A 13,835-nucleotide genomic window follows, 5' to 3' on the forward strand; every position below is an offset into this window, starting at 1 on the left:
ATAGTTGACTATTTTACTTGGTTATAATACGCCCATCATCGAGGCTCTACAAGGTTCGACACAGGCACCATACCTGGACAGTCGCCGCGCCGTTGCGTAAAAGCAGCTGCGCGATTTCCGCGACGGTACTTCCGGTAGTGACGACATCATCCACAATAACCATATGGAGTCCCTGCACCGGCAATTCAAGGCGAAAGGCATTTTTCAGGTTACGTTTGCGTAATCTGGCGCTGAGATAGTGTTGTGTGGCGGTGGCCCGAACCCGTGTGATGGCCTGCCTGTCCCAGTCGCATCCAAGCCAGCGCGCCAAAGGGCGACACAGTAAATCACTCTGATTAAATCCTCTGCGCCAGTGTCGGCGTTGCCAGAGCGGGACGCTAACGATCATGTCCGGCAGAGGAAGAGCGCTGACGCGCCGGGCCTGTAATACCTCCAGCAACAGTAAACGTGAAAGAGCACTGGCCATTTCGCTGCGGCGTGAAAACTTAAACTGGTGGATAAGTCCGCTCAGCGGAGGAATATAGTCGCTGACGGCGATCAGACGCTGCCACGGCGGGGGTTTTTGCAGGCAACGACCGCAGGGAAGCGAAGGATGTGCGGCGGGTAGTCCACATTGAGGACACCGGCAGAGAGGCTGACGCGTTGCCCGCGTGCAAACCGAACAGATCCCCCAGTGCCCCAACGTCAACGGCATTCGGCATAGCCAGCACAATCCTGGTACTGTTAGCATAGATGCATCCTTTCAGGCTAAAAGAGAACAATAACTGATGAATGACATCTGGTGGCAGACCCAGGGTTCGGGAAATTGCCATCTTGTGCTGCTGCACGGATGGGGACTGAACGCGGAAGTATGGCATTGCATAAGTGAGGAACTGAGCTCGCATTTCACGCTGCATCTTGTCGACTTGCCGGGATTTGGTCGCAGCCAGGGGTTCGGCGCAATGTCGCTGGAAGAGATGGCCGGGCGGGTATTAAAACAGGCGCCGGAGAAAGCCATCTGGCTCGGCTGGAGTCTCGGGGGGCTGGTCGCCAGTCAGGTGGCGTTAACGCATCCTGAGCGTGTTCAGGCGCTGGTTACCGTGGCATCCTCACCTTGTTTTAGCGCGCGCGACGAATGGCCGGGCATTAAACCGGAAGTACTGGCCGGTTTCCAGCAACAGTTGAGCGAAGATTTCCAGCGTACGGTGGAACGTTTTCTGGCCTTGCAAACGATGGGTACGGAAACCGCGCGTCAGGATGCGCGAGCGCTGAAGAAAACGGTGCTGGCATTACCCATGCCGGACGTCGATGTGCTCAACGGCGGGCTGGAGATTCTGAAAACGGTCGATCTGCGTGAGCCGTTATGTTCTGTGGATATACCTTTTCTGCGGATGTACGGTTATCTTGATGGTTTGGTTCCACGTAAAGTCGTCCCGATGCTGGATACCCTGTGGCCGCAAAGCGAGTCGTTGGTGTTTGCCAAAGCGGCGCATGCGCCGTTTATCTCACATCCGACGGAGTTCTGCTCAGTGCTGGTGGCGTTAAAACAGCGGCTATAAATCCGCTGTTTTGCCCGGTGGAATCATACTGCCGGGCTGGTGATTAATGGCTGCACGTAGCCAGATCCTCAGCGGTCAGGCCGGTGATTCTGCAGATGGTCAGCGGGTCTGTGCCATCTGCCAACATGGTTGTTGCAATGCGCAGAGCTTCCTCTCGTTTGCCTTGTTGCAAACCCTGTCGTAACCCCTGTCGTAACCCTTTCCTGTGACCTTCCTGAAGACCATTAAGGTGCCCTTCCTGACGTAATCTTTCGGTAATAGTCATCAACTTTTCCTTGTGTTGAGGTAAACGTTCGGCGACCTGGTGAATAAATTCGCTAAAACGTGCGGTGTCCCCGGCCTGCATCAGGTAATTAAACAGGGCTTTCAACTGGTTGTCATTAGCATGTCCTTTAACAAGCAGGATGACGAGTTTTTCAACTAACCCTATCAAATCGCGTTTACGAATATGTTTTTGGATGAGCTCCAATAGCGCCATCCGGCGGTGCTGCATGATCTCGTCATCGGGCACAACGGTGATATCGACCAATGGAAATGCTGTGGCATAAAGTGGTCTGGCTGCCTCCGGGTCGTCAAATTCGCCCAGCCAGCAGAGTGAATATGGATATGGGCTGACGGTGCCATGATAAAAAAGTATGGGGATCACCAACGGGAGTTTCTTATGGCCCGCAGCCAAAATATGGCCTGGATGTTTGCTGCCATTTGTAGGCCGGATAAGCGTAGCGCCATCCGGCAGGAGCGGCAAACTAGCGCAAAGCCCACCACTCGCGCAGGCAGGCTTTACCTTCCGGGCAACTCTTGCAGCTTCCGGACAGACACCCATCGGCATCTTCCTGAATCCGCACCGCTTTGCCCATCTTTTCTAACTGATTCAGCATGGCGTCAATCATTGGCTGCGGGGTATGCAGCGTGTGGCTAATTTGCTTTGCCTCCATGCGCCCCCGCAGCGCCAGTAAATCACGAACCTGAATAAGCGATGCCATCGTTGACGACCTTAGTGGCAATCGCCAGTGGTACTGGAACAGCAGGAGCTAGCCGTTCTGTTGGTTGACAGCAGTGAGAGATCCACTCGGCTGCGGGCACGGCGCAGCAGACCCAGCAACACGATGTTAAACAGGATGACGGCTAAGATGCAGACCAGACTGTAAGTCGGATGCGCTTTGTAACTGACGGTCTGATAAAACAGCGTCGACAGTGAATAGGCGATGTTCAGGCCCCACAGGATCGAGAAGCCCATCCAGCCACGGCTGGATTCACGTGCGATAGCACCCATCACTGAAATGCACGGGACATACAGCAGCACGAAAATCAGGTAACTGTACGCGGCGGCGGCGCTGCCAAATTTCTCGCCCATCACGCCCATTGCGCCTGTAGCCATCTCGCCGTCGCCTTTGCTGGCTTCAATAGGGTTGGCCAGAACGCTCAGGCTGAAGGTGTCTTTCAGGCTTTGCCAGGTTTCATCCACCGCACTGAACAGCTCGTCACCGAGGTGGAAATCTGCCGGATTGAATTCTTCTTCCTGAATGTTTTCTGCGGTGTAAAGCGTGTTCAGCGTACCGACAACCACCTCTTTTGCCATCGCACCGGTGAACAGACCGACGGTTGCCTGCCAGTTATCTTCGTGGACGCCAATCGGCTTGAAGACCGGGGTGATGACGCGGCTGACGGAAGCCAGAGCAGAGTCGTTGATGTTATCGACGATTTTCCCGCTTAGCGAGAAGCTGTTAAAGGCGCTGAGGAAAATACTGACGATGATAATCACTTTACCGGCACGCAGCACGAAGCCTTTCAGACGTTGCCAGGTCTGAATAATCAGGCTCTTGATGTGCGGCACATGGTACACCGGCAGCTCCATGACGAACGGTGTTGCTTCGCCACGCATGATGGTGTGTTTGAGCATCAGACCGGTCAGCACCGCCATGATGATACCCAGTACGTATAACGAGAAGACCGCCAGCGCACCGTTCTGACCAAAGAAAGCTGCGGCAAAGACGGCGAAAATCGCCAGACGTGCGCCGCAGGACATAAACGGTGCCATCATGATGGTCATCAGACGTTCACGTGGTGCATCCAGCGTACGGGCGCCCATCACCGACGGTACGTTGCAGCCAAAGCCGACGATCAGCGGGACAAACGATTTACCCGGCAGTCCCAGCGCCTGCATCAGGCGGTCCATTACAAACGCAGCGCGCGCCATGTAACCGGAGTCTTCAAGGAAGGAGAGGAACAGGTACATCATGCCGATTTGCGGCACCAACGGCAGCACGGTGTTAATCCCGCCGCCAAGACCTTGCGCCAGGAAGATAGTGAGCCAGTCCGGGAAGTGCAGCGTATAGCCAATCCATTGAATACCATGAATAAACAGCGCCACGGAACCCACATCGAATAACGGCTGCAGTGCGCCGCCAATGTTAATGGCGAGCAGGAACATCAGGTACATCACGAACAGGAAAATCGGCAGCCCGAGAAAGCGGTTAAGGACGATTTTATCCACCGCGGTGGTGAAACGGCTCGGCTCTGCCGTCAGGGTATTACTGACGGTATCGCAGATTGCGGCGATGCATTGGTAACGCGCATCGGCGATATGCAGCGCGGGATCGTCCATTGTTTCACTCAGACGCGCAATGGCGGCATCGAGGTTTTGCGCGGCCTCACCGGCGTAGGCACGGCTGTAGATATCGCCTTCCAACATCTGCAGGCCCAGCCAGCGGCGTTGTTTAAGCGGCATATCTTTGGCCATCGCATCGGCGAGGGAATCCGCTTCCTGCAACAACGGCTGGGCATAATGCACCAGTTCGACGGTGTCGTTTTCCTTGTAGCGATCGATCGCCAGCTTCAACGCTTCAATGCCGCGGGCGCGGGTGGAGACCAGCGGAACCACTGGGCAGCCAAGACGGGCGGAGAGGGCGTCGATATCGATACGGATTTGCTGTTTCTCAGCAATATCCAGCATGTTCAGAGCGACGATACAGGGAATACCCAGCTCAAGCAGTTGCAACGTCAGGTAGAGGTTGCGCTCAAGGTTTGAGGCATCGACCACGTTGATCAACAGATCCGCGTCGCCGCTTAAAATGTAGTGGCAGGCGATTTGCTCATCAAGAGAGGTCTGCGACGAGATTGTCGTCAGTGAATAGGTGCCGGGTAAGTCGACCAGCGTGACCTGATGGTCCGTCGTGGCGAAATGACCTTCTTTACGCTCAACGGTAACGCCAGCCCAGTTGCCTACACGCTGACGCGCGCCGGTGAGCTGGTTGAATAAGGTTGTCTTGCCGGAATTAGGATTACCAATTAAACCAATGGTTAGTTTTTTCATTTTTATAGACTCACTGTATTAACAGGACACCGCTTCCACTTCTAATAACGCCAAATCCTTTTTACGCAATACCAGACTTACGCGACGCGTTTCAATATGGATAGGATCGCCGAGCGGGGCGACGCGAACCACGTTGAAGGATGAGCCGGGTAGCATGCCAAGTGACAACAGTTTCTGACGATAAGCCGGGCTGATTTCACGGGCAAAACCGGTAATTTTCCACGCACTGTCAGGAGTGAATTGCATAGGGACCTACTTATATCTCGCTAACTGGGTGATTACCTCATGGGGCGACAGGGCGGCATGAGACCAGATGATTAGCCAACGTAAGGAAAGAGTAAATAATCAACAAACCAATGATAATGAGAATGGTTTCTATCATCAATAGAATAAGTGTGACGGAATGTACAATTAGATAATAATTTGAGCCAATTTTGATATTCCTCAATATTTATTCTGGTTGGGGACGAATGATTCGCGCTAGCAATTATTGAAATCCTTAATGTTTAATTAAGGTTTCATCTGTTAATGAAGTGATAAATATAATGAGGAAGAGAGAAGATAATATAGTAAATATGCCGGATACGGTATTTACACCGCTATCCGGCACATGGTTTAAACTTAGCGCTTTTTACCCATTGCCGCTGCCAGCGCATCCATCATGGCGCTGTTGCCCGCAGGCTGAGCGTCACGGCCACGAGGTTTCGCGGCTTTTGGAGCCGGGCGATTGCCCTGAGTACGATCGTTATTTCCACCACTGCGACGCGCGTTGGTTTCACCTGGCTGCTCATCCAGACGCATAGTCAGCGCGATACGCTTACGCTGCAGGTCCACTTCCAGCACTTTCACCTTCACAATATCGCCCGCTTTCACCACGGTGTGGGGATCTTCGACGAACTTATTCGACAGTGAAGAGATATGCACCAGACCGTCCTGGTGTACGCCGATATCGACAAACGCGCCGAAGTTGGTGACGTTGGTGACGGCCCCTTCCAGAATCATCCCCGGTTGCAGATCGTTCATGGTTTCTACGCCATCAGCAAACTGTGCGGTTTTGAATTCAGGGCGCGGGTCGCGACCCGGTTTTTCCAGCTCTTTGATGATGTCGGTGACGGTCGGTACCCCGAAGCGCTCGTCAGTAAAATCGGCGGCTTTCAGATTGCGCAGTTCGCTGCTGTTGCCCATCAGATCGCGCAGCGATTGCTCGGTGGCGGCCAGAATGCGTTCCACAATCGGATAGGCTTCCGGGTGAACGGTGGAGGCATCCAGCGGATTATCGCCGTGATTGATACGCAAGAAGCCCGCGCACTGTTCAAAGGCTTTAGGGCCCAGACGGCTGACTTTGAGCAGTTGCTGACGGTTCTGGAACTGGCCGTTCTCGTCACGCCAGGCCACGATGTTCTGCGCCATCATGCGCGTCAGGCCCGCCACGCGGGTCAGCAGCGGTACGGAGGCGGTGTTCAGATCCACGCCGACGGCGTTTACGCAGTCTTCCACTACCGCATCCAGCTTACGCGCCAGCTGCGTCTGGCTTACGTCGTGCTGATACTGGCCTACGCCGATAGATTTCGGATCGATTTTCACCAGCTCAGCCAGCGGATCCTGCAGACGACGGGCGATAGACACCGCCCCACGCAGCGAAACATCAAGGTCCGGGAACTCCAGCGCCGCCAGCTCAGAAGCGGAGTACACTGACGCGCCGGCTTCGCTGACGATTACTTTCTGCGCGGTGACTTGCGGGAACTGTTGCTGTACGTCGAGGAAGAAACGCTCGGTTTCGCGCGACGCCGTACCATTACCAATCGCCACCAGCTCAACGTTGTATTTTTCACACAACGCCGCAACGGCGACGGCGGCTTTGGCGGCCTGACCGGTATGTGGGTAAATGGTATCGGTAGCGACCAGTTTGCCGGTACCATCAACCACAGCCACTTTTACCCCGGTACGCAGACCCGGATCGAGGCCCATTGTGGCGCGCAGTCCGGCTGGGGCGGCCATCAGCAGGTCATGCAGGTTGCGGGCAAAGACGTTAATCGCTTCATCTTCCGCACGTTCGCGCACGGTACCCATCAGCTCGGTTTCAAGGTGCATCAGCACTTTGATGCGCCACGTCCAGCTCACCACGCCTTTACGCCAGCTGTCGGCAGGTGCGTTATTCAGGCGCAGTCCCAGATGTTCCTGGATAATCTGCTCGCCGTGGCTCTCTTTTGGCGGCTCATCGAATTGCGGATCGGCATTCAATGAAAGCTGTAACATGCCTTCGTTACGACCACGAAACATGGCCAGCGCGCGGTGGGATGGCACGGTAGAAATCGGTTCGTGGTGGTCGAAGTAGTCACGGAACTTCGCCCCTTCCTCTTCTTTACCGCTGACCACGGTAGAAACCAAATGCGCGTTTTTCCACAGGTAATCACGAACTTTTGCCAGCAGCGCGGCGTCTTCTGCGAAACGCTCCATCAGAATGTAGCGCGCGCCGTCGAGAGCGGCTCTGGTGTCCGCCACGCCGTTTTCGGCGTTGAGGTATTTGGCGGCTTCCGTTTCCGGGTCGTGGGAGGGTTCGTTCCACAGCAAGTCAGCCAGCGGCTCCAGCCCGGCTTCAATGGCGATTTGCCCACGGGTGCGGCGCTTGGGTTTGTACGGCAGATAGAGATCTTCGAGTTCGGTCTTACTTAACGTACCGTTGATCGCATTCGCCAGATCGTCGGTCAGTTTGCCTTGCTCGCCGATAGATTTCAGGATCGCCTGACGGCGGTCTTCCAGTTCACGCAGATATCCCAGACGGGTCTCCAGATTACGCAATTGCGTATCGTCCAGACCGCCGGTGATTTCCTTACGATAACGTGCGATAAACGGCACGGTGTTCCCTTCATCAAGCAGGCGAACGGCAGCTTCTACCTGTTCAGCACGAGCCTGAATTTCACCTGCGATAATGCGGCAGAAAGAATCATTCATCATGGATAGCTTCGTCTATAGGATAAAAAATCAGGGGATAGTTATACGGATTGACTGGCAAAAATGCCAGTCATCTACGGGGGCTTCGGATTGTTCCGGTCTCACTTCACGTATTCGATCTCGTTTACGTACCAACTGGCTTCGCCGCCTGGGGTGTTTACTACCGCGAGATCGCCGACCTCTTTTTTCAGCAGCGCCCGCGCCATTGGCGAATCGATAGAGATGTAATCTTTACGGCCGAAGATCTCATCGTAGCCGACAATGCGGAATTTGCGGATGTCGCCATCGTCATTTTCAATCTCGACCCATGCGCCAAAGAAGACTTTGCCTTCCTGTTGCGGGGAGTAATCGACGATTTTCAGATTTTCCATGCACTTGGTCAAATAACGAACGCGGCGGTCGATTTCGCGCAGGCGCTTTTTATTATACTGGTAGTCGGCATTTTCGCTGCGGTCGCCCAGACTTGCGGCCCAGGTGACCTTTTTGGTGACTTCCGGGCGCTCTTCACGCCAGAGATAATTCAGCTCTTGTTTGAGTTTTTCATACCCTTCACGGGTTATCAGGGGCGTTTTCATCTTATTGTTTTACCTTCGACTCTGTGATGATGCGCACAATTAGTATTACGTGAGCATATCAACAGAATAAATAATGTATTGCGAGAAACATTGTATACTTAAGCTGCTGTTTAATATGCTTTGTAACAATTTAGCCTGGAATTCATACCAGAATTCGCTGGTGACTCACGTGAGCTTTCTTAAGAATATACACTTAATTGTTGCGAACCTTTGGGAGTAATAACAATGCAAGAGAACTATAAGATTCTGGTGGTCGATGACGACATGCGCTTACGTGCGCTTCTGGAACGTTATCTGACCGAGCAGGGCTTCCAGGTTCGAAGCGTCGCAAACGCTGAGCAGATGGATCGTCTGCTGACCCGTGAGTCCTTCCACCTGATGGTGCTGGATTTAATGCTGCCGGGTGAAGACGGCCTGTCTATTTGCCGTCGCCTGCGCAGCCAAAGCAACCCGATGCCGATCATTATGGTGACCGCGAAGGGTGAAGAAGTTGATCGTATCGTAGGGCTGGAAATCGGCGCTGACGATTACATTCCGAAACCGTTTAACCCGCGTGAACTGCTGGCGCGTATTCGTGCCGTACTGCGTCGTCAGGCGAACGAACTGCCGGGCGCACCTTCTCAGGAAGAAGCGGTTATTGCCTTTGGTAAGTTCAAACTGAACCTCGGTACGCGTGAAATGTTCCGCGAAGATGAACCGATGCCGCTCACCAGCGGGGAATTTGCGGTACTGAAAGCGCTGGTAAGCCACCCGCGTGAGCCGCTGTCTCGCGACAAACTGATGAACCTAGCTCGTGGTCGTGAATACTCGGCGATGGAACGTTCCATCGACGTACAGATTTCTCGTCTGCGCCGTATGGTGGAAGAAGATCCGGCGCATCCGCGTTATATCCAGACCGTATGGGGCCTGGGCTACGTTTTTGTTCCGGACGGTTCTAAAGCATGAGGCGAATGCGCTTCTCGCCACGAAGTTCGTTTGCCCGCACATTATTGCTCATCGTCACCTTGCTGTTTGCCAGCCTGGTGACGACTTACCTGGTCGTGCTGAACTTCGCGATTTTGCCGAGCCTCCAGCAGTTTAATAAGGTCCTGGCTTACGAAGTTCGTATGCTGATGACCGATAAACTGCAACTGGAGGACGGTACGCAACTGGTGGTGCCGCCCGCGTTCCGCCGGGAAATTTATCGTGAGTTGGGTATTTCCCTCTATTCCAACGAGGCCGCTGAAGAGGCCGGACTGCGTTGGGCGCAACACTATGAATTCTTAAGCCATCAGATGGCGCAGCAGTTGGGTGGCCCGACCGAAGTCCGCGTTGAGGTCAACAAAAGCTCGCCGGTCGTGTGGCTGAAAACCTGGCTGTCGCCCAATATCTGGGTACGTGTGCCGCTGACTGAAATCCATCAGGGTGATTTTTCGCCGCTGTTCCGCTATACGTTGGCGATCATGCTGCTGGCCATCGGCGGCGCATGGCTGTTTATTCGTATTCAGAACCGACCGCTGGTGGATCTTGAACATGCGGCGTTGCAGGTGGGGAAGGGTATTATTCCGCCGCCGTTGCGTGAGTATGGCGCTTCTGAGGTGCGTTCCGTTACCCGTGCCTTTAACCATATGGCGGCAGGCGTGAAGCAACTGGCCGATGACCGTACGCTGCTGATGGCGGGGGTGAGTCACGATCTACGTACTCCACTGACGCGTATCCGTCTGGCGACGGAAATGATGGGCGAGGAAGACGGTTATCTCGCAGAGTCCATCAATAAGGACATCGAAGAGTGTAACGCTATTATCGAGCAGTTTATCGACTACCTGCGTACCGGTCAGGAGATGCCGATGGAGATGGCGGATCTGAACTCGGTGTTAGGCGAAGTGGTCGCGGCGGAAAGCGGCTATGAGCGGGAAATTGAGACTGCGCTGCTGCCGGGCAACATTCAGGTGAAGATGCATCCGCTGTCGATCAAGCGTGCGGTTGCCAATATGGTGGTGAATGCCGCCCGCTATGGTAACGGTTGGATTAAGGTCAGTAGCGGTATGGAGCAGCATCGCGCCTGGTTCCAGGTGGAAGATGATGGTCCGGGTATCAAGCCGGAACAGCGTAAACATCTGTTCCAGCCGTTTGTCCGCGGCGACAGCGCGCGTAGTACCAGCGGTACGGGCCTGGGGCTGGCGATTGTGCAGCGTATTATCGATAACCATAACGGTATGCTGGAAATTGGCACCAGCGAGCGGGGTGGGTTGTCGATTCGCGCCTGGCTTCCGGTTCCCTTCACTCGTGCGCAGGGCACCACAAAAGACGCATAAGAAAGGGAGGCGAAATGCCTCCCTTTTTGTTGTTGCAGGCCGGATAAGGCGAAACCGCCATCCGGCAACGTCAATTACAGCTTCGGCCCGGCGCTAACCAGTGCTTCACCTGCTGGGGTATCGGTGTACTTCTCGAAATTCTCGATAAACAGTTTCGCCAGTGCGTTGGCTTTTTCCTGCCACTGCTCCGGTGACGCGTAGGTGTTACGCGGATCGAGAATGCGAGTATCCACGCCCGGCAGTTCGGTTGGAATAGCCAGGTCGAACATCGGCAGACGGAATGTTTCTGCGTCGTCCAGTGAACCGTTCAGAATGGCGTCGATAATCGCGCGGGTATCTTTGATGGAGATACGCTTACCGGTACCGTTCCAGCCGGTGTTAACCAGATACGCCTGCGCACCTGCCGCCTGCATACGTTTTACCAGCACCTCAGCGTACTGCGTTGGGTGCAGCGTCAGGAATGCTGCGCCAAAGCAGGCAGAGAAGGTTGGGGTAGGTTCAGTGACGCCACGTTCGGTACCGGCCAGTTTGGCAGTGAAGCCAGACAGGAAGTGGTACTGCGTTTGATCTGCCGTCAGGCGAGACACTGGTGGCAGCACGCCAAACGCGTCAGCGGTCAGGAAGATCACTTTGGTGGCATGACCCGCTTTTGACACCGGCTTAACGATATTCTCGATGTGATAAATCGGGTAGGAAACTCGGGTGTTTTCGGTTTTGGAACCGTCGTCGAAGTCGATAGAACCATCTTCGCGCACGGTGACGTTTTCCAGCAGCGCGTCACGACGGATCGCGTTGTAGATTTCCGGCTCGGCATCTTTACACAGCTTGATGGTCTTAGCGTAGCAACCGCCTTCGAAGTTAAACACGCCATCATCATCCCAACCGTGTTCATCATCGCCGATCAGGCGGCGTTTAGGGTCGGTGGACAGCGTGGTTTTACCGGTACCGGACAAGCCAAAGAAGACCGCCACATCACCTTTTTCCCCGACGTTTGCCGAGCAGTGCATGGAGGCGATGCCCTTCAGCGGCAGCAGGTAGTTCATGACGGAGAACATACCTTTTTTCATCTCGCCGCCGTACCAGGTACCACCAATCAACTGAATACGTTCAGTCAGGTTGAATGCCACAAAGTTTTCTGAGTTCAGACCCTGCTCTTTCCATTGCGGGTTGGTGCATTTAGCGCCGTTCATCACGATAAAATCAGGTTTAAAATCAACCAGTTCTTCGTCGCTTGGGCGGATGAACATGTTTTTGACAAAATGCGCCTGCCAGGCAACTTCGGTAATGAAGCGCACGGAAAGACGGGTATCGGCGTTTGCGCCACAGAAAGCATCAATAATAAACAGGCGCTTGCCGGAAAGTTGCTGGGTGACTAACCCTTTCAGATGTTGCCAGGTTTCCGGGGAAAGCGGTTTGTTGTCGTTCTTACCCTTACCTTTGTCGGACCACCACAGCGTATCACGCGTCGTGTCGTCACGGACAATGTACTTATCCTTTGGCGAACGTCCGGTAAAGATACCGGTATCAACTGCAACGGCGCCCAGATTCGTCAACACACCACGCTCATAACCTTGAAGGGAAGGATCAAGTTCTTCCTGGAAAAGCGTGTCGTAGTCTGGATTGTAAACGATATCCTGAACGTCATTGATACCATAAGCCTTGAGATCTTGCGGGGTTAAACTGTTGTTCACACGCATTTCACTGCTCCTTAGCCAATATGTATTACCTGGAATAGTAAGGTTTTTTTGGGATTGCTAACCGCGACAAGGCTCATAGATTTACGCATCGGGCAAAATCACAGGTGACCGAATGCGCTGCGACTCCTGTCACAAAGAGGCAGATATTATGGCAGGAAACCCTTTTTTGTTGTGGAAAATGTTCTTAAAACGTTAATGGAGAGTGTTTTTGGCGGAAATCTTGTGAGTGTAATCGCATTCATGTAAGAAAAATACGTAACTCATACATAAACAATATCGATTCACTTCCCGTCGTCATGGCCCGAAAAAGGTCAGTCAATATTCAAAATTGTGAAGTTGATGCGATATGAGGCTTTCTGTTGATGCTGAATGACGACATGGTTAGTGTTGAACGTTCACAAACTACTCGCTGGGACATGGAATCTATTGGCCTGCGGCAGGCGGTAGCGAATCAGTCACTGGATTCAGCGCCCAGAGTGTGGCGTGTTATCGTGATTCTTGGCGAACGGCTAAAGAGGCATTATTGCGCTGAGTAAGCGGGAGTTAGCCCGGCAGAGCACACTACCGGGCTGATAAACTTAATGGACCTGTGGGTCTGCCGGGGAAGCGTTGCTGCGGATCTCGGCAATATCCATTGCGTTAAACAGATAGTGGCTACCGCAGTAATCGCAGTGCATATCGATCTCGCCTTCTTCCGCCAGAATGCTGTCCACTTCTTCGTCCGGCAGCGTTTTCAGTGCGCCTGCGCAGCGTTCGCGTGAACAGGTGCATTTGAACTCAACGTCCTGCGGATCGTAGAGGGTAACTTCTTCTTCGTGGTACAAACGCCACAGTACTTCGTTGGCTGGCAGCGTCAACAGCTCTTCAGTTTTGATGGTTTCGGTCAGGGCGGTCAGGTGATCAAAATCATCTGCCTGCGCGTTTTGCGCCGGCATCACCTGCAGCAGCATCCCACCAGCGGCGGGTTTGCCATCGACGTCGCCAGTTCGGATAAACAGCCGTGTCGGCAGCTGTTCAGAACGCATGAAGTAATCTTCCAGACAGGCGGCCAGCGTGTCGCCTTCCAGACCGACCACACCCTGATAACGCTCGCCTTCTTCCGGCGTAATGGTAATCACCAGGTAGCCGTTGCCTACCAGCGTTTTCAGATCCGCGCCTTCAGGAATATCACCCTGCATGCGGGCCACGCCGCGCATCTGCTGATTGTTGTTGCCGTTGATGACGGCCAGGCTCAGCGGACCATCGCCCTGCAACTGTACGGTGATATCACCAGCAAACTTCAGCGTAGCGGTAAGCAGGCTGGTGGCGACCAGCAGTTCAGCCAGCACGTTTTTGACCGGCTGCGGATAGGTATGGTTTTCGAGGATCTGTTGCAGGGTTTCCGAAACGGTCACCAGCTCGCCGCGCACGGCAAAGTTTTCAAACAGATAACGATGTAATTGGTCATGTTGCGGCATAATCATCTC

At 53.9% G+C, this 13,835-nt stretch carries 11 protein-coding genes and 1 pseudogene; 3 read left to right on the forward strand and 9 right to left on the reverse strand.

All coding sequences use genetic code 11. The features are described 5' to 3' along the window. Positions 1-46: 46 nt before the first annotated feature. Positions 47-730, reverse strand: a complete 684-nt coding sequence (gntX, locus tag ICA20_RS01765; RefSeq protein WP_038634901.1) for a DNA utilization protein GntX — start codon at positions 728-730, stop codon at positions 47-49. Between the two features lie 37 nt (positions 731-767). Here gntX and bioH point away from each other — a divergent pair, with 37 nt between their 5' ends. Beyond that, entirely contained in the window at positions 768-1,538 is a 771-nt protein-coding gene (bioH, locus tag ICA20_RS01770) for a pimeloyl-ACP methyl ester esterase BioH (RefSeq protein ID WP_038634898.1), read from the forward strand. Positions 1,539-1,581: 43 nt separating this feature from the next. Here bioH and ICA20_RS01775 read toward each other — a convergent pair. The 6 genes and pseudogenes from ICA20_RS01775 to greB form a co-directional block, all read right to left on the reverse strand. Then, positions 1,582-2,240 (reverse strand): annotated as a pseudogene (locus ICA20_RS01775) (Rpn family recombination-promoting nuclease/putative transposase); the annotation flags it as partial. A 44-nt stretch (positions 2,241-2,284) separates the two neighbouring features. Beyond that, entirely contained in the window at positions 2,285-2,521 is a 237-nt protein-coding gene (gene feoC / locus ICA20_RS01780) for a [Fe-S]-dependent transcriptional repressor FeoC (protein ID WP_038634895.1), read from the reverse strand. Positions 2,522-2,532: 11 nt separating this feature from the next. Further along, positions 2,533-4,851, reverse strand: a complete 2,319-nt coding sequence (gene feoB / locus ICA20_RS01785; RefSeq protein ID WP_038634892.1) for a Fe(2+) transporter permease subunit FeoB — start codon at positions 4,849-4,851, stop codon at positions 2,533-2,535. 18 nt (positions 4,852-4,869) lie between these two features. Next, positions 4,870-5,097, reverse strand: a complete 228-nt coding sequence (gene feoA / locus ICA20_RS01790) for a ferrous iron transporter A (RefSeq protein ID WP_003023519.1) — start codon at positions 5,095-5,097, stop codon at positions 4,870-4,872. 375 nt (positions 5,098-5,472) lie between these two features. After that, positions 5,473-7,806 carry a Tex family protein gene (locus ICA20_RS01795; RefSeq protein ID WP_038634889.1) on the reverse strand — a complete coding sequence of 778 codons (2,334 nt, stop codon included), beginning with the start codon at positions 7,804-7,806 and terminating at the stop codon, positions 5,473-5,475. Positions 7,807-7,904: 98 nt separating this feature from the next. Next, a complete protein-coding gene (gene greB, locus ICA20_RS01800) occupies positions 7,905-8,378 on the reverse strand; it encodes a transcription elongation factor GreB (protein ID WP_003023524.1) in 474 nt (157 codons plus the stop codon). A gap of 225 nt (positions 8,379-8,603) precedes the next feature. On the opposite strand from greB, the gene ompR reads away from it, so the two are divergent. Both ompR and envZ read left to right on the forward strand, forming a co-directional pair. Then, positions 8,604-9,323: a two-component system response regulator OmpR gene (ompR, locus tag ICA20_RS01805; RefSeq protein WP_001157751.1), complete on the forward strand. Its 720-nt coding sequence runs from the start codon at positions 8,604-8,606 to the stop codon at positions 9,321-9,323. After that, positions 9,320-10,672, forward strand: coding sequence for a two-component system sensor histidine kinase EnvZ (gene envZ, locus ICA20_RS01810; RefSeq protein WP_038634884.1), 1,353 nt, complete (start codon positions 9,320-9,322; stop codon positions 10,670-10,672). Before ompR ends, envZ begins: the two co-directional genes overlap by 4 nt. A gap of 74 nt (positions 10,673-10,746) precedes the next feature. Here envZ and pckA read toward each other — a convergent pair whose 3' ends face one another. Continuing rightward, on the reverse strand, positions 10,747-12,369 hold the full coding sequence (gene pckA, locus ICA20_RS01815; protein WP_149282296.1) for a phosphoenolpyruvate carboxykinase (ATP): 1,623 nt from the start codon (positions 12,367-12,369) through the stop codon (positions 10,747-10,749). A gap of 578 nt (positions 12,370-12,947) precedes the next feature. Continuing rightward, complete coding sequence (gene hslO, locus ICA20_RS01820) at positions 12,948-13,826, reverse strand: Hsp33 family molecular chaperone HslO (protein ID WP_016157640.1); 879 nt, start codon at positions 13,824-13,826, stop codon at positions 12,948-12,950. Positions 13,827-13,835: the final 9 nt, after the last annotated feature.

The organism is Citrobacter sp. C5_2 (assembly GCF_014596845.2).
In the GTDB taxonomy this organism is placed as follows: Bacteria; Pseudomonadota; Gammaproteobacteria; order Enterobacterales; family Enterobacteriaceae; genus Citrobacter; species Citrobacter werkmanii.